Source organism: Pedobacter nototheniae, assembly GCF_032678625.1.
Taxonomy (GTDB): Bacteria; Bacteroidota; Bacteroidia; order Sphingobacteriales; family Sphingobacteriaceae; genus Pedobacter; species Pedobacter nototheniae_A.
This window is the reverse complement of sequence record NZ_JAVTSO010000001.1, coordinates 492,065-516,103: the sequence shown is the minus strand read 5'-3', so window position 1 is coordinate 516,103 and position 24,039 is coordinate 492,065. Positions and strand designations below refer to the sequence as shown.

At 37.5% G+C, this 24,039-nt stretch carries 12 protein-coding genes and 2 tRNA genes; 12 read left to right on the top strand and 2 right to left on the bottom strand.

Going from position 1 to position 24,039, the window contains the following annotated elements; translation table 11 throughout:
• Positions 1–121 precede the first annotated feature (121 nt).
• The 9 genes from R2Q77_RS02290 to feoB all read left to right on the top strand — a co-directional run bounded on the left by R2Q77_RS02290 (position 122) and on the right by feoB (position 19,549).
• Positions 122–2,440 (top strand): NADP-dependent malic enzyme, encoded by a 2,319-nt coding sequence (locus tag R2Q77_RS02290; RefSeq protein ID WP_316802090.1) that lies wholly within the window; start codon positions 122–124, stop codon positions 2,438–2,440.
• A 6-nt stretch (positions 2,441–2,446) separates the two neighbouring features.
• Complete coding sequence (ruvA, locus tag R2Q77_RS02285) at positions 2,447–3,031, top strand: Holliday junction branch migration protein RuvA (protein ID WP_316802089.1); 585 nt, start codon at positions 2,447–2,449, stop codon at positions 3,029–3,031.
• Between the two features lie 12 nt (positions 3,032–3,043).
• A complete protein-coding gene (sprA, locus tag R2Q77_RS02280) occupies positions 3,044–10,234 on the top strand; it encodes a cell surface protein SprA (RefSeq protein ID WP_316802088.1) in 7,191 nt (2,396 codons plus the stop codon).
• An 86-nt stretch (positions 10,235–10,320) separates the two neighbouring features.
• On the top strand, positions 10,321–10,701 hold the full coding sequence (gene gcvH / locus R2Q77_RS02275) for a glycine cleavage system protein GcvH (RefSeq protein ID WP_316802087.1): 381 nt from the start codon (positions 10,321–10,323) through the stop codon (positions 10,699–10,701).
• Between the two features lie 6 nt (positions 10,702–10,707).
• A complete protein-coding gene (locus R2Q77_RS02270; RefSeq protein ID WP_316802086.1) occupies positions 10,708–11,106 on the top strand; it encodes a VanZ family protein in 399 nt (132 codons plus the stop codon).
• Between the two features lie 260 nt (positions 11,107–11,366).
• On the top strand, positions 11,367–14,189 hold the full coding sequence (locus tag R2Q77_RS02265) for an outer membrane beta-barrel family protein (RefSeq protein WP_316802085.1): 2,823 nt from the start codon (positions 11,367–11,369) through the stop codon (positions 14,187–14,189).
• Between the two features lie 146 nt (positions 14,190–14,335).
• Positions 14,336–17,089, top strand: a complete 2,754-nt coding sequence (locus R2Q77_RS02260; RefSeq protein ID WP_316802084.1) for an outer membrane beta-barrel family protein — start codon at positions 14,336–14,338, stop codon at positions 17,087–17,089.
• Between the two features lie 125 nt (positions 17,090–17,214).
• Entirely contained in the window at positions 17,215–17,430 is a 216-nt protein-coding gene (locus tag R2Q77_RS02255; RefSeq protein WP_316802083.1) for a FeoA family protein, read from the top strand.
• Positions 17,431–17,440: 10 nt separating this feature from the next.
• Positions 17,441–19,549: a ferrous iron transport protein B gene (gene feoB / locus R2Q77_RS02250; RefSeq protein ID WP_316802082.1), complete on the top strand. Its 2,109-nt coding sequence runs from the start codon at positions 17,441–17,443 to the stop codon at positions 19,547–19,549.
• Between the two features lie 1,650 nt (positions 19,550–21,199).
• Here feoB and R2Q77_RS02245 read toward each other — a convergent pair.
• Positions 21,200–21,676, bottom strand: a complete 477-nt coding sequence (locus tag R2Q77_RS02245; RefSeq protein WP_025145395.1) for an Lrp/AsnC ligand binding domain-containing protein — start codon at positions 21,674–21,676, stop codon at positions 21,200–21,202.
• A gap of 153 nt (positions 21,677–21,829) precedes the next feature.
• On the opposite strand from R2Q77_RS02245, the gene R2Q77_RS02240 reads away from it, so the two are divergent.
• From R2Q77_RS02240 to R2Q77_RS02230, 3 genes are all read left to right on the top strand, one after another.
• Positions 21,830–21,937, top strand: a tRNA-Asp gene (locus tag R2Q77_RS02240).
• Positions 21,938–22,013: 76 nt separating this feature from the next.
• Positions 22,014–22,157: transfer RNA gene (locus R2Q77_RS02235), tRNA-Asp, on the top strand.
• Positions 22,158–22,328: 171 nt separating this feature from the next.
• Positions 22,329–23,354, top strand: coding sequence for a LacI family DNA-binding transcriptional regulator (locus R2Q77_RS02230; RefSeq protein WP_316802081.1), 1,026 nt, complete (start codon positions 22,329–22,331; stop codon positions 23,352–23,354).
• A 55-nt stretch (positions 23,355–23,409) separates the two neighbouring features.
• Here R2Q77_RS02230 and frr read toward each other — a convergent pair whose 3' ends face one another.
• Complete coding sequence (gene frr, locus R2Q77_RS02225) at positions 23,410–23,973, bottom strand: ribosome recycling factor (RefSeq protein ID WP_316802080.1); 564 nt, start codon at positions 23,971–23,973, stop codon at positions 23,410–23,412.
• Between the last annotated feature and the right edge of the window lie 66 nt (positions 23,974–24,039).

The following is a 24,039-nucleotide window of genomic DNA, read 5'->3' as shown; positions in this document are numbered from 1 at the left end:
ACAGAATATTGGACTGATTAACTAAACAATTACCAACTTTGAGTGATGTTTTTGATAAGCATATTTATTTTATGCCTCGTAAAAGAATTGTACCTTTGCGGCGTCACTAATAAGTTACGAAATGAGCAAAACCAATAGAAAGCAAGATGCGCTGGATTACCACTCGCAGGGCCGCCCGGGAAAGATACAAGTTGTACCGACAAAACCGACAAATTCGCAACGCGATTTAACTTTGGCCTATTCGCCAGGAGTAGCCGAGCCATGCTTAAAAATTGCAGAAAATAAAGAAGATGTTTATAAATATACCGCAAAAGGAAATCTTGTTGCGGTAATCAGTAATGGTACAGCCGTTTTAGGCCTTGGAGATATAGGTCCTGAAGCAGGAAAACCAGTTATGGAAGGTAAAGGATTACTTTTCAAAATTTTCGCCGATATCGATGTTTTCGATTTAGAGCTGGATACTAAAAATGTTGATGATTTTGTTAAAATCGTTAAAGCTTTAGAACCTACTTTTGGTGGCGTAAACCTTGAAGATATCAAAGCACCTGAATGTTTCGAAATTGAGCGCCGCTTAAAAGAAGAAATGAATATTCCGGTTATGCACGACGATCAGCATGGAACCGCAATCATATCCGCAGCTGCATTAATTAATGCCTGTGAAATCCAGAAAAAGAAAATGGATAAGGTTAAAATTGTGGTTAATGGTGCGGGTGCGGCTGCAATTTCTTGTACCAAATTATATGTTTCTTTAGGTGCAAAGAAGGAAAATATTGTGATGTGTGATCGTTCCGGAGTAATCCGTAAAGACCGTGAAGTGCTTGACGAAATTAAAGCAGAGTTTGCAACAGACCGAAAAATAAGCACATTAGAAGAAGCTTTAAAAGATGCTGACGTATTTATCGGTTTGTCTTCTGCAGATTGTGTTACTGCGCCGATGTTAAGCTCTATGGCTAAAAATCCGATTGTTTTTGCAATGGCAAACCCTAATCCGGAAATCGCTTACGAATTGGCCATCAGTACCCGTAAAGATATTATTATGGCAACCGGCCGTTCTGATTATCCTAACCAGGTGAATAATGTTTTGGGTTTTCCATACATTTTCCGTGGCGCCTTAGATGTTCGCGCAACAGGCATTAATGAACCAATGAAAATTGCTGCGGTAAAAGCCATTGCAGAATTGGCTAAAAAATCAGTTCCAGAAGCGGTAAACTTAGCGTACAATGCCCGTAACTTAAAATTTGGTAAAGATTACATCATTCCTAAACCAGTAGATTTCAGGTTGATTACCGAAGTATCAATTGCGGTGGCAAAGGCGGCTATTGAAAGTGGTGTTGCCCGTAAAATCATTAGCGATTGGGATGCATATTCAGAAGAGTTAAGGAAAAGATTAGGCTTGGACGACGCCATTATGCGTGCCATTACCATTAAGGCAAAATCTGATCCTAAACGTGTGGTTTTTGCAGAAGCAGATAACTATAAAATTTTAAAAGCGGCTCAAATTGTAAATGATGATAACATCGCGATTCCTATCCTTTTGGGGAACAAGGAAAAAATTCAGGCCATTATAAATGAGCATGGGCTGGAACTGGAAGGTGTTCAAATCATCGACCAAATGCAGGAAACAGAAAAAACGAATAAATATGCAGAAGCATTATTCAAAAAACGTCAGCGTAAAGGTGTTTCGTTAAACGATGCGACTAAATTATTACGCGATCGTAACTATTTTGGTGCTTCCATGGTTGAGTTTGGCGAAGCTGATGCAATGATTTCAGGCTTAACCAAAAACTACGGATCGACCATTAAACCGGCTTTACACGTAATAGGCGTAGAGCCTGGTGTTAAACGTGTTGCAGGTATGTACATGATGATGACCAAAAAAGGCCCTGTTTTCTTTGGTGATACAACAGTAAACGTAGATCCAACAGCTGAAGAATTGGTAGACATTACTTTATTGGTTGATAAATCGGTAAAACAGTTTAACATCAAGCCACGTATTGCTTTACTATCTTATTCTAACTTTGGCTCAAATGATGGAATAACCCCTAACAAGGTAAGGGAAACAGTAAAACTGCTTCATAAAAACCATCCTGAAGTTGTTGTAGACGGAGAGATGCAAGGGAATTTTGCCATAAATAATGAATTGTTAAAGGATAATTTTCCTTTTAGCACATTGGCAGATGCGCCTGCAAATACATTAATTTTTCCTAACTTAGAGTCAGGTAATATTGCATACAAACTTTTACAGGAACTGGGCGGCGCGGAAGCTGTTGGCCCAATTTTATTGGGGCTAAATAAGCCGGTACATATTGTTCAGTTAGGAAGTTCGGTACGTGAAATTGTAAATATGGTTACCATCGCGGTTGTTGACGTACAAGCAAAAGAAGAAATTGCTGGAACATCGAAACGAAACGGTATATTTGGAAAAACAACTAAGAAATAATACAACATGTACGCCTATATCGATGGTAAATTAGTCTTCAAAAACCCGGCTTATGTTGTGGTGGAGGCCGGAGGTATAGGTTATCACATTAATATATCTTTAAATACATACAGCAACCTTGGCGAATCAGAAAGGTGTAAATTATATACTTGGTTGCATGTAAAAGAAGATGCTCATACATTATACGGGTTCGCCGATGAGGGCGAACGCCGTTTATTTTTACATCTGATTTCGGTTTCGGGCATTGGCCCGAATACCGGTCGGATGATTTTATCATCAATTACGCCTGTAGAAATACAAAGTGCAATTGTGCATGCCGATCTTCCTTTAATTCAACGGATTAAAGGCTTGGGTGTAAAAACCGCACAACGCCTGGTTTTAGAACTACAGGACAAGCTAAAAAAGGAAGGTGTAGATTCATTAATTTCTATGCCTCAACACAATACAATTAAAGATGAAGCGTTATCAGCACTGGTAATGCTCGGATTTGCCAAACAAACCGCCGAAAAAACTATAGACCAGATATTAAAAGTGACAGAAGGAACCCTTTCGGTAGAGCAACTAATTAAACAAGCTTTAAAAAAATTATAGAATTAACGGCCTTTGAAGAGAATTTTTACACACCTATTTCTCGTCCCAATTTTCTTATTTGCTACTCTAAACGCCCTCTCACAGGTTGTTCCCGGCAAAGCGGACACTACTATATCCAAAAATAACTTTAGTTTACGTGAAAAACAGCTTCTTGGGATAAGCTCATCTGCAAATGGATTTTATCCTTTGCCCGGCAACATAAAAAGAGTTGTTGAATACGATGCTAAAAATAAACGATACATTGTCAAAGAGTTAGTTGGCGACAGGTATGTAACGAAAACACAATATCTAACCATCGATGAGTATCAGCGACTGGTTAACAGTGAGATTAAAAGAGAAAACTGGCGCAGCATTTCCAATGCGGAATTAAGCGACATCCGCACAACAGGAGTTATTCCTCAGATACAGGTAAACAGTAAATCTTTTGAGAAGCTTTTTGGCGGAACCACCATTGATATTCAGCCCCGTGGAGAAGCTGAATTAACCTTTTTAGGAAGGGTAAATAAAAATGAAAATCCACTTTTTAATGAACGCCAAAGGGTACAAACCAATTTCGATTTTAACCAGAGAATCCAGATGGACCTTGTGGGTAATATTGGTACTAAATTAAAAATTAAGAGTAATTACAATACCGAAGCGCAATTCGATTTCGAAAACCAGATTAAGCTTGAATACACAGGTTCGCCTGATGAAATCATCAAGAAAATTGAAATTGGTAACGTAAGCATGCCGCTAAATACGAGCTTAATTACCGGTACACAAGCCTTATTTGGGGTTAAAACACAATTACAATTTGGAAAACTAAATGTAACAAGTGTTTACACGCAGCAAAAATCTCAATCCAGACAGATTAACATTACAAATGGATCTCAGCAAAATGCTTTTTCCATCAGTGCAGATGCTTACGAAGCCAACAGGCATTATTTTTTAGCACAATATTTTCGCAACAACTACAACAAAAACTTAATTAATGCCCCAATAATTACCTCTCCTGTTCAAATTACTAAAATTGAGGTCTGGATCACCAATAAATCAGGTAGTACCACAGATTCAAGAGACGTATTGGGCTTACTGGATTTAGGTGAAAATGCACCTTACAATACCGGAATAATTGGGGGTACCTCTGTACTGCCAGCAGGAACAACAGCCAATGGCTTTGCACAGCAATCCAATAATTTAATTCAAAACCTTCCGCCAAACGCAAGATTTACAAACGATAATTCAATTATTTCTTATTTCCAGACAACTGGAGGAGCAAGGGCAGGAACAGATAATTATGCAAAATTAACATACGCCCGAAAATTAACGGAACGGGAGTATACATATCAGCCTCAATTGGGTTACATCTCTTTAAACAATCCATTAAATTCTGACGAAGTTTTAGCAGTGGCTTATCGCTATACTTATAATGGAGTAGAGTACCAGGTGGGAGAGTTTTCTACAGATGTTACTTTTGATGCGAGCAATCCAAAGGTCTTATTTGCCAAATTATTAAAAAACGAAACCACGAAAGTTAATTTGCCTACCTGGGATTTGATGATGAAAAACATCTATTCCATTGGAGGTTATCAAATCAGCAATCAAAACTTTAAACTGGATATTTATAGAATAGATAACCAAACGGGTGTTGAAACGCCAATTATGAACGAAGGGCAAAATCTTGCCAATAAGCAATGGATTAGCATTACGGAGCTTGACCGCCTGAACCAGCAAAACGAACGAAAGCCAGATGGTGTTTTCGATTTTGTAACCGCAGGTAATGCTTTTGGCTCATTTTTCTCTTCTACCAATTCAAGCAACAATAACAATAACCTGAGTTCGGGTTTTTCTTCAAACGGTGTTTCTAATTTAATTAACAATACCAACACCGGTTATGTAACTATTGATCCAACAAGAGGGCGAATTATTTTTCCAATAATTGAACCTTTCGGAAGTGATTTGGCTGCAAAGTTTTTACCAAGTGAGCAGGCTTTAATCGATAAATATACTTATACCGCTTTATACGATTCGACTCAAACAATTGCCAAACAATTATTTCAGAACCAGAACAGGTATTTACTTAAAGGAAATTATCAGTCTGAATTTTCTTCTGAATTTAGTTTAAACTCAATCAACGTTCCGGCAGGATCTGTTAAGGTTTCGGCAGGTACCATTCCATTAATTGAAGGCGTGGATTTTACAGTCGATTATCAGGGTGGCCGGGTAAGTATCATTAACCAGGCACTTTTAAGTTCGGGCCAGCCAATTAATATTACCACAGAAAACAACGAGCTTTTTGGTTTACAGCAACGCTCGCTATTTGGAACCCGGTTAGATTATCGCGTAAATAACAAATTAAATTTGGGCGGTACTATTATGAATTTAACCGAGAAGCCGCTTACCCAAAAGGTAAATTTGGGTGAAGAGCCGATTTCAAATACCATTTGGGGTGCAGATATTAACTACAGTTCGCCATCAAGATTTTTAACAAAACTGGTTGATAAAATTCCTTTAATTTCAACAAAAGCACCTTCAAGTGTTACTTTTTACGGCGAGTTTGCACAGCTCATTCCTGGCCATCCAAATGCGTTAAATTTTGCGGGCAGTAAAAATGGTGTAAGTTACCTTGATGATTTTGAAGCTTCAAGATCTGTAATTGATTTGAAGAGTGCAATTTCATGGCAATTATCCGGTACACCGCAGTTATTTCCTGAATCGGGTTTGATAAACGATCTTGCTTATGGATATAACCGCGCAAGAATTGCTTTTTATAATATTGATCCAACTTTCTATAATTCTTCTGCATCAACTACACCGGCAAATATACGGAACAACAAAAACGAATTGTCCAACCATTACGTTAGGGAAGTTATAGAACAGGAAGTTTTTCCATTTAAAGAAACGGCAACCGGGCAGGCTTTAAACATAACCACATTGGATGTAGCCTATTACCCAACGGTTCGTGGTCCTTATAACTATCGCCCTTTTGGCTTCCGGTCCGATGGAGCTCTTTTACAACCTCAAAATAACTGGGGTGGTTTTCAGCGTAAAATAGAAACCAACGATTTCGAAGCATTAAACATTGGCTTTATTGAGTTTTGGGTATTGGATCCATTTATCTACAAACCAAATTCGGCAGGAGGAGATGTTTATTTCAATCTTGGTAATATATCAGAAGATATTTTAAAAGACGGACGTAAATCTTTAGAGAATGGTTTGCCAGGCAATGATGATCCAAGTCAGTACGATGAAACAAACTGGGGGCGCGTACCAAAATTACAGCCGGTAGTACAGGCTTTTGATAATAATCCCGATACCAGAAGGGCTCAGGATGTGGGTTTAGACGGTTTATCTGATGCCAATGAAAGGGCAAAATTTGCTGCACAGATTAACCAGATTAAAGGCCAGCTAAATGCGGCTGCAGGAACAGCTTTAGATGCCGATCCATCCTCCGATAATTATGCTTATTTCAGAGGGCCAGCATTAGATCAGATTAATGCGGGTATTTTAAAACGTTACGAAAGATATAACGGAACAGAGGGAAACTCTAAAACTTCGCAGCAATCGCAGGATGAATTGGGAATTGAAAACTCAGCCTCCACTTCTCTGCCTGATGGAGAAGATATTAACCGCGATAATAATATGACGCAAAGTGATGAATACTTTCAGTATAAAGTATCTATGCGTCCGGCTGATTTAGTGGTTGGTCAAAATTTTATTACCGATAAAGTTACCTCGCAAGTTAAACTTGCCAATGGAAATACACAATCGGTTTCGTGGTACCAGTTTAGGGTGCCAATCGGCTCTTACCAGCAAAAAGTTGGAAATATTCAGGATTTTAAATCAATACGTTTTTTCAGGATGTTTATGACCAATTTTGCAGATACCGCCGTAATGCGTTTTGCAAAATTACAATTGATTCGTGGAGAGTGGAGAGAATATAATGTAAAAAATGAAGCCTCAGAAATTATCGTGGATCCAGCTTTGCCGGTATTAACGCCTGATAATTCGACTATTGAGGTGGCAACAGTAAATATTGAGGAAAATGGAAAAAGAAGTCCAATACCTTATGTTACCCCTCCCGGGATTCTTAGAGAAAGAGATTACAGTAACTATCGCGGAGATACACGGTTAAATGAACAATCTTTATCGGTAACAGTCAAAAATCTGAGAGATGGTTATGGAAGGGCCGCTTTTAAAACGGCTTACAGTGATTTCCGTTCTTACAAACATTTAGAAATGTTTATCCATGCGGAGGCCGTAAATAACCTGGTGATCAATAATAACGATGTTGCAGCATTTCTAAGAATAGGAACAGATAACCAGGATAACTATTACGAATACAATTTACCATTAAAAATTACTCCGCCAGGAACAAGTGATCCGGATGCCATTTGGCCGGAAGACAACAGGATGGATATTGAACTTAAACTTTTCCAGAATGCTAAGCTGGCCCGTAATGTTGCTAAACTTTCTAACGGACAACCCTGGCCAATTAATATTCCGTTTACGTATTCTGATGGTGTAAGAACCATAATTGTAAAAGGACAGCCCGATATGAGTAAGGTGAGGGTTTACATGCTTGGTGTTAAAAATCAAATACGCGATTTGACAAACCCTGAGTCGGAAGCACAGGATAAAAGTGTAACGGTTTGGTTCAACGAATTGCGCTTAACTGAATTTGATGAAAGAGGAGGTTGGGCCGCTACAGGTAGGTTAAACCTTAAACTTGCAGATTTTGCCGACGTAAACATTTCGGCAAGTAAATCAACCATCGGTTTTGGTTCGATAGATTCTAAAGTCAGCGAAAGAAACCGGGCCGATAATGTACTGTTTGATGTTTCATCGGCAGTAGAACTCGGTAAATTTTTACCTCAAAAGTCAGGTGTAAAAATCCCGATGTTTGTAAGTTATTCAAAACAGGTTTCTACGCCACAGTATAACCCCCGCACACCAGATATTGAATTGAAAAATGCCCTGGATCAATCTACCAAAGCACAAAAAGATTCTATATTAAATTTTGCACAGGATTATACCGTAAGAAGAAGTATCAACTTTACAAATGTTAGAAAAGAGCGAACGAATAATAGCAAGCCTGTACACTTATGGGATATAGAAAACTTTGCTGCAAGTTATGCTTATACTCAATATAACCATCGCGATTTTATAAACCAGAGCAGTATACAAAATACTTACCGGGCTTCATTGCAGTATAATTATTCAAAAGAAGCAAAATCAATAGCGCCTTTCGAAAAGATTATAAAATCGAATATGCTGGCGCTTTTAAAAGATTTTAACATCAGCCTGTTTCCAAGTGCCATTAACTTTAGGGTTGATGTAGACCGTTTATATTCTGAAAATACGTTAAGGAATAATGATCCTTTAAATACAATTCCGCAATACCAGAACGGGTATGGAACCACGTACAATAAAAACTTTAGAATGAGCCGGATTTACGGGGTGGCCTGGAATTTAACCCGTTCTTTACAGCTGGATTTTAATGCAACAAACTATTCAATTATCGACGAACCTGACGGAAGAATCCAAGGAGCGAAAAGAGATACGGTTTGGCAAAATTTAATCCGTTTAGGCCGTACCACAGATTATAACCACAACCTGAATGTGACTTATAATTTACCAATTGAAAAAATTCCAGGTTTAAACTGGATTAACATTAAAACCAGGTACGGAACAAACTTTAACTGGCAAACTGAGCCACTTTCTACCTTGCTTGATCCTAATATTAATTTGGGAAATACCATTCAAAACAGTAGAAATCTTCAAATTAATCCGACCTTAAATTTAACAACTTTATATAATAAGTTTGGATTTATCAGAAATGCGGGCAATAATCAGGATGGAGGCAAAGCCAAAAATTTCTTTATTAATTTGTTAACCAGCTTAAAAAATATTAACGCGGCATACACGCAAACAAAAGGTATTTATCTGCCGGGTTATCTGCCTAAAACAAGATTTTTTGGTTTGGATAATTTTGGTGCTCCCGGCCTGGGTTTTGTGTTTGGTAGCCAGAGAGATATTAGAGAAATGGCCGTAAACAGTGGCTGGATTACGACTGATACCTTGCAAACGAATTTGTACATTAATACAATGCGTGAGGACTTAAACATTACGGGGCAGCTTGAGCCAATCCGCGATTTAAGGATTACAATAAGAGCCAATAAAGTACAGTCTAAAAACTATTCATCAAACTTTAGATACATTTCAAGCTCCTCATCTTTTGCTAACTTAAGCGGAGTTACTTCAGGCGATTACAGCGTTTCTTACATTGCAATTGGTACAGCTTTTAAAGAAAATAATTCCAGTGTAATCTCAACCTTGTTTAATCAGTTTATGGCTAACAGGATTGTTATATCCAGAAGGTTGGGCGCAAGAAACCCGAATTCAGGAGGTGTAGCAACAGGTGGTTATGCCGATGGTTATGGCAAAGAGAGCCAGGATGTTTTAGTTTCTGCATTTATGGCTGCATATACAGGTAAAGATGCCAATTCATCAAAATTAAGTTCATTTCCAAGTATCCCATTGCCAAACTGGAATTTAACATACAGCGGTTTAACACGCATTCCGTTTATTGCAGATAAATTATCATCTGTTGATATCAGACACGGGTACCGGTCTACCTATAACATTAATGGTTTTAACTCATTATTGCGTTACGATGAAAATAATGGTTTTGCTAATATTAGAGATGCAAATCAGAATTTTTTACCCGAATACCAGTTTGCACAAGTAACCATATCAGAATATTTTTCACCATTAATTGGAATTGATACCAGGTTTAAAAATAATGTTACAGCAACATTTGAGTTAAACCGGTCAAGATTATTAGGCTTAAGCTTAGCCAATAGTCAGCTGGCGCAATTATCTGAAAATAATATGGTATTTGGTTTAGGCTACCGGACCAATAAATTCCGTTTTCCGTTCGGATGGTTCAAAAGCGTGAAAATGGATAACAATATGGATTTCAAGCTGGATGTGGCTATCCGGGATAATAAAACGGTTATTTACCGTGCTGATGTAACCACATCAGAAGTATCATCGGGGGCTAAAAACATTAGTTTAAGGCCAAGTGTAGATTATGTATTGAATCAGAAATTTAACATTAAATTATTTTATGATTCTAATATCACAAAACCATATACCTCGCAAACATTTAATACATCATTCAGTAATTTTGGATTTAGTTTAAGGTTTACCTTCAATTAGGGAGAATAAAGGGCAGCGGAAAAAAGAAGAATCTTAAATCCTATTCAAAATATTATTTAACTTTGGCACAAACTAATAAAGAACAAATGAATTTTCCATCAGAATTAAAATACACTAAAGACCACGAATGGGTTAAGGTAGAAGGCAACGAAGCATTTATCGGAATTACTGATTTTGCACAACGCGAATTAGGCGATATCGTTTACATCGACATTAACTCGGTAGGTGAAGAAGTAGCTAAAGAAGAAGTTTTTGGAACAGTTGAAGCTGTAAAAACAGTATCTGATTTGTTTATGCCTGTTACCGGAAGCATATTAGAAGTTAATGCAGAATTAAATGATAATCCAGAACTGGTAAACTCTGATCCATATGGCAAAGGCTGGATGGTAAAAGTATCATTAAGTGATTTAGCTGAAATTGAAGATTTATTAACTGCAGAAGCTTACCAGGCTTTAGTAGGCGCATAATAATCCATGTACAAAGCACTAAAACAGCAAAAGTGGGCCATATTCTGGACGCTTATAGTTTTAGTGCTTTGTAATATGAAAATGCCTGAAACAAAAGGCGGAGGTTTTTTCTTCCAGGGATTTGATAAACTGGCCCATTTGGGTTTCTTTTTTGTACTTTCTGTACTGCTGTTCTACGGTAAAATAAAATATCAGCATAGTTTTGGCTTCAGAACCTTAACGATTTTTAAAATTTTACTGATTAATGCCATAATTGGTGGTGGGATAGAACTTTTGCAATGGAAAGTTTTTACCTATAGATCTGCCGAATGGTGGGATTTTACCTGTGATATGCTTGGTGCATGCATGGCTGTTTTTAGTTACGTTTTATTGCATAAATTAAATTTTAATGAAAAAAATAATTAGTTTAATTTGCTTAATAGTGGTTATTAGCCTGAGTGGATGTGGCATTTTTAAAAAGGGATGCAACTGCCCCAAAGTATACTATCAAAGCTATCCCGCACAGCGTAAATAGCAATTTTTGCATTTCCTGATTTTAAATATGTGGGGAGCCGATTAGGCTGTATTTAAAATGTTACCTTACTTTTAACAAATCTTAACCAAACCTTTAAGCTTTGCCGCAGTCTGATAGCATAGTTTTGTATTAGTATATCTAAATTTTTTTAATGAAAAAGAACTTTCAAAGAGCAATATTACTTGTTCTTATATTTTGTGGTTATGTAGCGCATGCCCAAAATACAGGCTCCATAGGTGGTAAATTAGTAAACGCTAAGGATAAAAAGCCAATAGACTTTGCCACTGTGGCAATTAAAAGCCTAAAAGATTCCAGCGTAGTTGCTTCCGGTCAAACCAACCCGGATGGAACTTTTTCATTTAGTAATATCCCGGCTGGAAAATATCGGATTTATGCTGCCTTTTTAGGTTTAAAAACAACTACAAAAGATGTGGATGTTGCTAAAGCAGCCGTTAATGTAGGCGATATAGCAATGGCTGATGACGGAGTAGATTTAAATACCGTAAATATAGTTGGGCAGGTGCCCACTGTGGTGGTTAAGAAAGATACATTAGAATACGATGCCAAATCTGTTAAGGTAAGAGAGAATGCTGTTGTAGAAGATGTATTAAAGAAATTGCCCGGTGTAGAGGTGGCTAAAGATGGTAGTATAAAAGCGCAGGGCGAAACCATTACCAAAGTAAAAGTAGATGGTAAAGAGTTTTTTGGAAGCGACCCTTTATTGGCTACCAAGAACCTGCCGGCAGATATGGTTGATAAAATTCAGGTGGTTGATGAACTTTCAGATCAGGCACAATTTACAGGTATAGATGACGGAACCAGAACCAAAATTTTAAATATCACAACAAAAAGTGGTATGAAGAAAGGTTATTTCGGAAACAGTACCGTAGGTTATGGTTCAAACGATCGTTATGATGCCAGCTTAAACGTTAATAAATTTGATAACGACCAGCAATTTAGTTTTATAGGTCAGTTTAATAATGTAAACAAACAGAATTTTGGTGGCGGTGGTGGCGCTGGTAATGGATTTGGTGGTGGAGGCGGCGGCGGCCGCGGGGGCTCTGGTGGTGGTTCCAGTTCGGGTAGCGGTGGTATTACCACAACTAATGCTGCAGGTTTAAACTTTGGCGATACCTATAAAGACGGTACTCAAATTCAGGGAAGTTATTTCTTCAATAAATCTTCAGTTTTTAATGAACAAACCAGCTTAACCCAAACCTTATTAGGAAATACTTCTCAAAACGTAAACAATTATCTGAATAGCAATACAGATAAAACCAATCATAGGTTAAACTTTATGATTGATACCAAATTAGATTCGAGCACAAGTATCAAAATACAACCAAACATAGCATACACTGAAAATAGTGGCTTAAGTTTAAATAGCTATACAAGAAATAATATTATTGCTTCTGGTACTTCCAGCACGGTAGGTAACCAAAGTTACACCACCGATAATTCTACCCCTGTTATCAGTAATAATATTTTAGTTAGAAAGAAATTTAAACGCAGGGGCCGTACCCTCTCTTTAAACATTAATACTTCAATTAATGATAGCGATGCGTCCAATCTGAATTACATTTTAGATAATAATACAGTTAATGGTGTAACCACGCCAAAATTAACCAATCAGTTAAATGATTTAAGCAGCAATAGCATTGTTAACAATACCAGGGTAGTATATACCGAACCTTTATCTAAAACAACAAGTTTAGAATTTAACTATCAAAATGGAATTAATAACAGTAATTCGGAGCGTAATATTTACAATTTCAATGCCGCCACGGGCGACTTCGATTTAAAGGATAATACTTATTCTAACAGTTTTGAAAATCAAACGCTAACCAATGCGGTTGGAATGAGTTTTACCACCAATGAGAAGAAATACAATTGGAATATTGGAGTAGCCGGGCAACAAACCCACCGGGAAAATACAAACTTAACTACCGGAGCAGTATTTACCCAAAACTTTGTAAATTTAACACCATCAGCACAATTCAGGTATAATTTTAGCAACAGTAAACGATTGGTGATTAATTATAGAGGAACAACTCAACAACCTACAATTGATCAGATTCAGCCAATTCCGGATAATACAAATACGCAGTCTGTTATTTTGGGTAACCCTGATTTAAAGCCTGCATTTAACAATACTTTAACGGTAAGGTATAATAACTTTGCTTTCGCAAAAATGCGCTTCTTTGCCGTATTCCTTAATTTAACGCAAACCTTTAACGCATTTGCATCAAGTCAAAGCCCTGTAACCGATCAGAATGATGTGAATTACGGTAAAATTGCCTCAAAATACATTAACGTAGATGGTAACTATAGTGGAAATGCAAACATCGTTTTAGGTCAGCCCATTTTACCCAATAATAAATTAAATTTAAATGCAACGTTAAGTGGTAGCTATTCAAAAGGAACAAATATAACCAGCAATATTTCTAACATTACCAATAACTGGAGCATAACCAATAGCTATAAATTTGTAACAAACTTAGATAAACTGGACTTAACAGGTGGCATCAGTGGGTCCATTAGCAGGGCTACTTATTCTGCTCAGTCAGAATTAAATACAAGGTATTATACAATCAACCCAAGTTTTGATGTAAGTTATATGTTTCCAGGTAACATTCGTTTAGCAATTGACCTGGATTATATTAGAAATACAGGCAGAGGTGCTGATTATAATACAGATTATACTTTGGTTAATTCATACATCAGCCGTCAGTTTTTCAAAAACCGTGGAACTTTTAAAATCGCTGTTAATGATGCATTAAACCAAAATCAAGGAATTAGCCGTACATCTACAAGCAATACCATTACCGATTTGAATTATAATGTGCTTAAACGCTACTATATGTTCTCCTTTACTTACTCATTAACACGTATTGGAGGCAGAAACATGGGGTCGGATATGCAAATGCCCGGACAACGTGGAGGAGGCAATGGAGGTTCTCGCATGAGGATGTAATTCAATTTATTAAGAAGTTAAAAGTCTCGATGCAAACCGGGACTTTTTTTATGTCCCTTATTTTTTGTATTCCAAATGTTACTTCATCTAAACAAACCTTTTATTTAACATGCAGTCTTAAATAGCAACACACATTAATTAACCAAATGAAGAAACTTTTTACGCTTTTGTTTATATTTTCATGTTCTGTTGTTTACGCACAAAAAACCGGTACTGTTACCGGTAGAATTATCCAGTCGAAGGATAAACAACCTATTGATTACGCTTCAGTAGCCCTAAAAAACTTAAAAGATTCCAGCGTTGTTGGTGCAAATACAACTGCTGCAGATGGAAAATTTATCTTCAAAAACTTAAAACCAGGAAATTATCGTTTGTATGCCGCATTTATCGGTTTAAAAAACGCCAATAAAGATTTCACCATTTCCGCGGATATTGCAGATGTTAATTTGGGCGATATCGTCCTTGCCGGAGAAAGCATCGATCTTCAAACAGTTGAAATAAAAGCCGAAGCAGCGCCAATCGTTGTAAAAAAAGATACGTTAGAGTTTAACGCAAGTTCTTTTAAAGTTGTTGAAAATGCTGTTGTAGAAGATTTACTGAAAAAGCTGCCGGGCGTTGAGGTGGATAAATCAGGTACAGTAAAAGCACAGGGCGAAACCATTACCAAAGTTAAGGTAGATGGAAAAGAGTTTTTTGGCAATGATCCTTTATTAGCGACTAAAAACCTGCCGGCAGATATGATTGATAAAATCCAGATTATTGATGAACTTTCAGATCAGGCTCAGTTTACTGGAATTGATGATGGAACGAGGACTAAAATCATTAACATTACCACTAAAAAGGATAAAAAAAATGGCTATTTCGGCAACACTACGGTGGGTTATGGATCTGACGATCGTTATGATGTAAATGCAAATATTAATCGGTTTAACCAGGAGCAGCAAATCAGCGCAATTGCTCAGTTTAACAACGTAAATAAACAAAACTTTGGCGGTGGTTTAGGTGGAAACTCAGGTGGGAATACCAGCAGGGCGGGAATTACGAATACAAATGCTGCGGGTTTTAATTTTGCTGATCGTTATACAGATGAAACCGAAATTAACATGAGTTATTTTTACAATAAATCAGAAAATCTCATTTTAAGAAATAGCGTAACCCAAAACCTGCTGGGTACTGAAACAACGGTTTTTAACAATAATCAAAATAACACTTCCGACAGGTTAAATCACCGGCTTAATTTTATGGTTGATACGAAATTGGATTCGTTAACTTCCTTGCGGGTACAGCCGGCATTAAGCTACACAGATAATGAAAGCGTAAACAGCAGCGATTATACCCGAGATTACAATACCTACAAAATAACCGGGACCCAGCAGTTAAAAAACCACAATACGGCACCTTCAGTGAGTAACAATATTCTTTTACGTAAAAAGTTTATGAAACGAGGTAGAACATTGTCCCTGAATTTTAATACCAGCATTAATAACAACGATGCCGATAATTACAATAACATTTCAGATCAAAATATCAATGGAGGAGTAACCACACAAAAAATTACCAATCAATTTAACGATCAGCAAAGCGAATCTTTAAACCAGGTAACCAGAATTGTTTATACAGAACCACTTTCTAAAACCTTAAGCCTTGAGTTTAACTATCAGAACGGATATAATCACAATAAATCTGATCGATTTACCTATAATTTTAATCCGCTAACCTTGCAGTATGATTTATTAGATTTAACCTACAGTAACTCTTATGAAAATACGATATTAACCAATGCTGCCGGATTTAGCTTTAATAAAACCGCAAAAAAATACAACTGGAATGTAGGTTTGGCCTTTCAAAATACCGACAGGACGAATGATAACGTTAGCCGGGGTATTCTATTAAAACAAAACATTAACAATTATACACCATCGGCAATGTTCAGGTATAATTTTAGCAATAGCAAGCGTCTTGTTGTTAACTATAGAGGCAGCACTACGCAGCCCACCATCCAGCAGTTACAGCCTATACCGAACAATACCAATACACAAAGTATTCCGGTGGGTAATCCGGATTTAAAGCCCGAGTTTAACAATACCTTACGCATCGCTTATAATACCTTTACAGTAGGTAAAAACAGGTCGTTATTTGTTAATTTGAATTTAAGACAAACCTCAAATAAAATTGCCAATAGCAGCAGCTTAATTCAAAGCGGAAAGGATGAAGGTAAGCTGGCTATATTGCCTGTAAACGTAAATGGCTCATATTCGGGCTCCGTTTCTTCCTCGCTTAGCCTGCCCTTTATGCCCGAGAATAAACTTAATTTCCACATCAATTTAAGTGGTAATTACAATAGAGATGTAAACTTTACAAATTCCCTGAAAAACATTACCAACAGCTGGTCGGTTAGCAATGGATACAGATTGGTATCGAATTTAGATAAGCTGGATTTAGCAGCAGGCATAAGTGGATCTATTAACCGGGCAACCTACTCTGTGCAATCAAATGCAAATACCCAATACTATACCTTTAGCCCAAACATAAGTGTTAGCTATTTATTTCCTGGTGAAATAAGATGGGCCGTAGATGCCGATTATAATCAAAATACAGGAAGGGGAGAAGGCTTTGATACTCATTTTACCATTTTGAATTCTTACCTGAGTAAACAATTTTTTAAAAACCGCGGAACTTTTAAGGCAGCGGTAAATGATGTTTTGAACGAAAATCAGGGGATAAGCAGAACCGCTGATAATAACACCATTCAGGATGTAAGTTATAATGTTTTAAAAAGGTATTTTATGTTTTCATTTACCTATTCGCTAAACCGGATGGGCGGTAAGAATAGAATTATGCCGGGCGAAGGCCGGCAAAGAAATGGAGGTGGCTTTGGCGGAGGCAGAAGAAACAATTAGTCCAGATTAATTCATGTAACAACAATATGCGTTTTCTGATGCCTTTTAGGCAAATCTTAGTTTAAGATGATTTATCTTATTTGGAATAAATCTAAAGAAAGGTTAACTTGCGCCAAATTTAGCACATGAAACTTTCGCATTTAAAGGTTGGGCAAAAAGGAACAATAGTGGCATTTACAGATTTGGAAATGTCAGTTAAGCTTATGGAAATGGGCTGCTTACCTGGCGAAGTTGTAGAAGTAGAGCGTTTTGCTCCACTTGGCGACCCAATGGCCATTCGTGTAGCAGGATATCAGCTTTGCTTACGTAAAAGCGAAGCCGAAGTTATTATCATTCAATAAATAAGCTGGTTTGGATATTAAAGTTGCATTAGTTGGAAATCCCAATACAGGTAAATCTACTCTTTTTAACCGTTTAACCGGGTTAAATCAAAAAATCGGAAATTTTCCAGGAATTACTGTAGATAAGAAAACAGGTTTTACCAAACTTGGCGAAGGCAGGGAAGTTGAAATTATAGATTTACCCGGAACATACAGTTTGTATCCTAAAAGTAGCGATGAAGGCATTGTTTTTCAGGTTTTAGCCGATAAAAATAACAGCAGCCATCCTGATGTGATTGTTTTAGTTACCGATGCTTCCAACCTTAAACGTAATATGCTTTTATATTCTCAGGTTGCAGATCTGGGAATTCCAATGATTTTAGCTTTAAATATGGTCGATTTATCAGCCAAACAAGGAATCGAAATTAATGGAGATAAACTGGCAGAAAAACTCGGTGTTCAGGTGGTTACCATTTCTGCCCGTAATAATATTGGAATTGATAAATTAAAGAAAGCGGTAGCCAATACCACAAAAATAGCCACCCAGATTAATGATGTTGATCTTCATTTTCTTGCACCAGATGCCATTAACGCTATAAAACAAAGAATTAATACCGATAATGATTATTATGCGTTGCAGGTTTTGCACCAGCATGAGCATTTGACTTTTTTTAGCGAGCAAGATCAGGTTGAAATTGAAGAGATAGAACAATCCCATCAGTTCGAATCTTCTAAAGCCCAGGCGGCAGAAACGATTGCCCGTTATAAACATTTAAGCACAATTTTGTCTGATGTTGTAACAGATAAAGGAATAGCTCAAAAATTTTCTTTCAGCGATAAGTTAGATTCTGTTTTAACCCACAAAGTTTGGGGATTTGCCATTTTTCTGCTCATTCTTTTCATCATCTTTAATGCCATATTTGCATGGTCATCCTATCCAATGGCATGGATAGAAACCGGTTTTGGCTGGATTACAGAATATGGACACGAATATCTGCCCGCTGGAATGTTAACCGATCTGGTATTGGATGGTGTGGTAGCAGGTTTAGGTGGGATTTTTGTCTTTATTCCTCAAATTGCCATATTATTTGCCTTCATCTCCATCTTGGAAGATACGGGATACATGGCCAGGGTTACGTTCATGATGGATAAAGTTATGAGTAAGGTGGGACTTAACGGTAAATCTGTAGTACCCATGATTGGAGGTTTAGCCTGCGCGGTACCATCCATTATGGCCGCCAGAAATATCGAAAACTGGAAAGACAGAATGATTACCATCATGGTAACACCTTTAATAAGCTGCTCTGCCCGTTTACCCGTTTATATTTTATTAATATCAATCATTATACCCTCTAAAAATATACTTGGGGTTATTAATATGCAGGGTTTGGCATTAATGGTTATGTACCTGATTAGTTTTGTAGCGGCAATTATTGTCGCCTGGGTAATGAAAATAATAATCAAAACTAAAGAGCGGTCTTATTTCATTATGGAATTGCCCGTTTACCGCATGCCAAGGTGGAAAAATGTTTTGTACACCATGTACGAGAAATCAAAAACATTTGTTTTCGAAGCAGGTAAAGTAATTATTGCCATTTCTATAATCCTTTGGGTAATGGCTTCGTTTGGACCAGGAAACCGTTTCGAAAACATTGATAAAAAATATGAATCAGCTTTAGCCGATACAACGAAAAATACTGACCATATTAAGGTCTTAGTCGCTACAGAGAAGCTTGAAAATTCTTATGTGGGTATTCTTGGCCACTTTATCGAGCCTGCAATTCGCCCGTTGGGTTACGATTGGAAGATTGGAATTGGGTTAATAACCTCTTTCGCCGCGCGTGAAGCCTTTGTAGGTACCATGGCTACCATTTACAGTGTTGATGGTGGGGAAGAAGATAGCAGTACAATAAGAGAGCGAATGAGTGCCTCTGTAAACAGCAAAACGGGTTTGCCGGTTTATACATTTGCAACTGGTATCTCTTTAATGCTTTTTTACGCCTTTGCAATGCAGTGCATGAGTACAATCGCAATTGTATATCGCGAAACAAAGGGTTGGAAATGGCCGGTTATCCAGCTGTCGTATATGACAGGTATGGCTTATATAGCTGCGTTGATTGCTTATCAACTGCTGAAATAAATTTTTAGTTCAGTAATTTTTATCCGCTTGCTGCGGAGGCTCTTTTCTTTTTGACAGCAAAAAGAAACAAAAACTGCCGGCTTGCAATCTTTCTTTTAAAGTTATTGGTGAGGCTTTTTCAGTGCCCGCCGAAACATTGACCATGCCGGTTTAAAGCTGAACGTAGAAATGGTGGTTTGGCCTTGTTGGGCATAAATACTACATCATGCAAAACTAACCTTAAATTTTCTACTGTTTTTACCTAAGAACGCCTCCGGCATAGCATCATTTCGCAGGAGAGCACATTAGAATTCTTGAACAAACTTTAACGTTCCGAATAACCAAGGGAATGTGCAGCGGGCGTAGGGTTGTGAAAAGGCTTAAGCCTCATATTGCCGCAATTGGAATTCTGATGCTGCTATTCAAGAAAGGATGCAAGCCTTGACTTTTGGGTACCTTTTTGTTAAGAAAAAGGTACGAAGCCCGTCTGGCTAAGACAATACTATCCGCTTGCCGCGGGGGGCTTGTTTTCTTTTTGACAACAAAAAGAAACAAAAACTGCCGGCTTGCAATCTTTCTTTTAAAGTTATTGGTGAGGCTTTTTCAGTGCCCGCCGAAACATTGACCATGCCGGTTTAAAAGCAGAACGGAGAAATGGTGCTTTGGCCTTGTTGGGTGTTAATTGAAATTGTACATCATGCTAAACTGGCTATCGATTTTTCCTTTTATCTAACCCAAGAACGCCACCGGCATAGCAGCATTTCGAAGGAGAGCACATTAGAATTCTTGTATTCCCTTTCATACTTTGAATAACCAAGGGAATATGCAGCGGGCGTTGGGTTGTGAAATGGACTAAGCCTCATATTGCCGCTATTGGAATTCTGATGCTGCTATTCAAGAAAGGATGCAAGCCTTGACTTTTGGGTACCTTTTTGTTAAGAAAAAGGTACGAAGCCCGTCTGGCTAAGACAATTATTCCGCTTGCCGCGGGGCTCTTTTCTTTTTGACAGCAAAAAGAAACAAAAACTGCCGGCTCGCAATCTTTCTTTTAAAGTTAGTAATAGGTCTTTTTCAGTGCCAACCGAAACATTGACCATGCCGGTCTAAAAGCTTAACGGAGAAATGGTGGTTTGGCCTTGTTGGGCATAAATACAACATCACGCAAAACTAACCTTAAATTTTCTGCTGGTTTTACCTAAGAACGCATCCGGCATAGCAGCATTTCGAAGGAGAGCACATTAGAATTCTTGTATTCCCTTTCATACTTTGAATAACCAAGGGAATATGCAGCGGGCGTAGGGTTGTGAAATGGACTAAGCCTCATATTGCCGCTATTGGAATTCTGATGCTGCTATTCAAGAAAGGATGCAAGCCTTGACTTTTGGGTACCTTTTTGTTAAGAAAAAGGTACGAAGCCTGTCTGGCCAAGACAATACTATCTATTCGCTTGCCGCGGAGGCTTCTTTTCTTTTTGATAGCAAAAAGAAACAAAAACTGCCGGCTTGCAATATTTCTTTTAAAGTTAGTAATAGGTCTTTTTCAGTGCCAACCGAAACATTGGCCATGCCGGTTTAAAAGCTTAACGGAGAAGTCGTGCCTTGGCCTTGCTTGGTATAAATACTGCATGATACTAAACTAACTTTAAATTTTCTACGGTTTTAACCCCTAAGCTTACCCTAACTCTATTTGCCTTTTAATACTTTCTTCCAGTGAAATTAATGTCTCTGTACGCTGAATGCCATTAACTGCTTGTATCTCCTCGTTTAGCACATGTCGTAAATGATTCGTATCTCTACATATAATTTTGGCAAACATGCTATATGCACCAGTAGTATAATGCAGTTCTACCACCTCTTTAATTTTACTCAATTGGGCTACAGCATCTTTATATTGAATTCCTTTTTCGAGGTAAATACCAAGGAAAGCGCAAATATCGTAACCAGCTTTTTGAGGATCGATTATCAGATGCGAACCCTTTATAATGCCCATTTCCTGAAGTTTCTTCATTCTGACATGTATTGTACCACCCGAAACGATCAAATCTTTTGCTATTTCTGTATAAGGTTTAGTCGCATCCTGCATCAATTGTTTCAATATATCGATGTCTAAGTTGTCAATTTCTAAATTGGAATTGTCTTTTTTAAGCATATTTTTTGATTTTGATAACCAAATTTAACATAATTTATTAATATCACAAAAATAAAATTAAATGTTTAAAATATTTGCAAGATATTGCTTGTTCCTTTACATTTGTATCAAGCAATTAACAAAAAGGAACGTTCTTTAAAATGCTTAACATACTGTAGGGTGGTGAAACAGGCAGACACACCTCCTTGTCTCGGTGGCGGAGAATATGGAAAACCAGCAATGGCTAACCACTCCTTGAAGGTTCGATTCCTTCCCCTACAGCGGCTTTAGTCCTAAGTCATGAGTCCAAGTCTCCAGTAGACTTTACGACTGCAGGCTTTGGACTAATGACTAAAATTGTTGGGTGGTGAAATTGGCAGACACGCCTCCTTGTCTCGGTGGTGGGGAATAATGGGACAAACGCAGTTTATTGGGTTGACCACAATTAATTTTTTGAACTGTAGCTAACTACCCCTTGAAGGTTCGACTCCTTCCCCAACAGCATTTTTTATGAATAATAAGTTAGTTAATCGAGCAATCTGGATGGATTGCTCTTTTTATTTTATCTCTTTTTTCAGCCTAACGATTTAACTTTTCCAGACAATCCAATTCAGCAGTGCAAATAAATCATTATATTTCCCTCCAAATCATGTAGCAGTTTGTATTAGCAGTAATGAAAGAGAAAATTCTAATCAAAGATATCGCCAGTCAGTTAAATGTTTCCATAACAACCGTATCTTTTGTTATTAACGGAAAGGCGAAAGAAAAGAATATCAGCGATGCGCTGGCGAAAAGAGTTATGGATTTGGTTGAAAAGCTCGACTACCAACCAAATGCACTGGCGAAAAGCCTGAGAACAGGTAAAACAATGATCCTTGGGTTTTTAGTGGATGATATTTCTGAGCCCTTTTTCTCTGGTATTGCACGGTTTATTGATGAAAAAGCATCTGAAATGGGATACAAAATTCTTTTCAGCAGCACCAGAAACGATAAAAAGAAAGCATTAGAACTACTCCAGATTTTTAAAGACAGGCATGTAGATGGCTATATTATTGCCCTTCCAGAAGGTTTGGAAGGAGAGATCAGTAAATTAATTGAGTCTAACCAGCCTGTGGTGTTGTTTGATCGATATGTGCCCGAATTAAAGTCAGATTATGTTGTTATCGATAACCAGGGAAGCACTTATGAGGCTACTCAGCATTTAATAGGGAATGGCTATCAAAATATAGGCTTCATAACTATTGAGAGCGATCAGCAGCAAATGGTCGATCGTTTAGCTGGGTATGAGCAAGCGATTAATGAAAATAATCTCCCGATACACATTAAGAAATTGAATTACATAGATTCTGCTGACTCGATTAGACAGATGGCTCAATTTTTTAACACAGAAGAAGGATTAGATGCCGTTATTTTTGCTGCAAATTACATCTGCATGGATGGCTTAAGAACATTTAGGCAGATGGAAATTAATATCCTGGAAGACCTTGCCGTTGTTTCTTTTGATGATTTTGAATTACTGGAGTTTTGTAACCCACCAGTTACGGCAATCGCGCAGCCTGTTGAAGCAATTGCGGAAAGAATTATGAAAACTTTATTGTCAAAGCTCAATTCGGATAAACGAAGTTCATCGTATACAGAATCTGTACTGCCGGCTATTTTGAATATAAGAGGGTCCAGTTCAAAGAAATCAACTAATTAAAATAAAAAAGGCTCAGAAAATCTGAGCCCATTCAAAATATTTAGTTTCCTGTTGATTAAACAGTCATAACATCTTTTTCTTTAGCTTCTGCGTGTTTATCAACCTTAATGATATAAGCATCAGTTAATTTTTGCACTTCGCCTTCACCAGTTTTAATTTCATCGTCAGAAACACCATCACCTTTTAATTTTTGAATTTTAGTGTTGGCATCTTTACGGATATTGCGAACAGTAATGCGACCACGTTCGGCTTCTTCCTTAACTTTTTTAACTAAATCTTTACGACGTTCTTCGGTTAGCGGCGGTACAACCAGGCGAATTACAATACCATCATTTTGAGGATTGATTCCAATATTAGCTTCTTGTATAGCCCTTTCTATAGGCACCAAAAGGGATTTTTCCCAGGGTTGGATAATTAATGTTCTCGCATCTGGAGTGTTTATACTTGCTACCTGCGAAAGTGCAGTAGATGCGCCATAATAATCTACAAAAATACCATCAAGCATTCCTGCAGAAGCTTTTCCAGCTCTGATTTTAGTTAATTCAGATTCGCAATGATCAATAGCTTTATCCATTGAAGATTGGGCATCCATTAATTGTAACTTTATGAGGTCATTCATAATTGTGTGTATTTCTACAAAAATATAAATATTATTTATCTATTTCGATAATTGAAAGAAGCTTGT

Excerpts from the sequence above, each read along its gene's own strand:
- ruvA (WP_316802089.1), top strand. The coding sequence starts at position 2,447 with ATGTACGCCTATATCGATGGTAAATTAGTCTTCAAAAACCCGGCTTAT.
- R2Q77_RS02290 (WP_316802090.1), top strand. The coding sequence starts at position 122 with ATGAGCAAAACCAATAGAAAGCAAGATGCGCTGGATTACCACTCGCAG.
- R2Q77_RS02265 (WP_316802085.1), top strand. The coding sequence starts at position 11,367 with ATGAAAAAGAACTTTCAAAGAGCAATATTACTTGTTCTTATATTTTGT.
- R2Q77_RS02245 (WP_025145395.1), bottom strand. The coding sequence starts at position 21,676 with ATGCTTAAAAAAGACAATTCCAATTTAGAAATTGACAACTTAGACATC.
- R2Q77_RS02270 (WP_316802086.1), top strand. The coding sequence starts at position 10,708 with ATGTACAAAGCACTAAAACAGCAAAAGTGGGCCATATTCTGGACGCTT.
- R2Q77_RS02255 (WP_316802083.1), top strand. The coding sequence starts at position 17,215 with ATGAAACTTTCGCATTTAAAGGTTGGGCAAAAAGGAACAATAGTGGCA.
- R2Q77_RS02230 (WP_316802081.1), top strand. The coding sequence starts at position 22,329 with ATGAAAGAGAAAATTCTAATCAAAGATATCGCCAGTCAGTTAAATGTT.
- R2Q77_RS02260 (WP_316802084.1), top strand. The coding sequence starts at position 14,336 with ATGAAGAAACTTTTTACGCTTTTGTTTATATTTTCATGTTCTGTTGTT.
- frr (WP_316802080.1), bottom strand. The coding sequence starts at position 23,973 with ATGAATGACCTCATAAAGTTACAATTAATGGATGCCCAATCTTCAATG.
- gcvH (WP_316802087.1), top strand. The coding sequence starts at position 10,321 with ATGAATTTTCCATCAGAATTAAAATACACTAAAGACCACGAATGGGTT.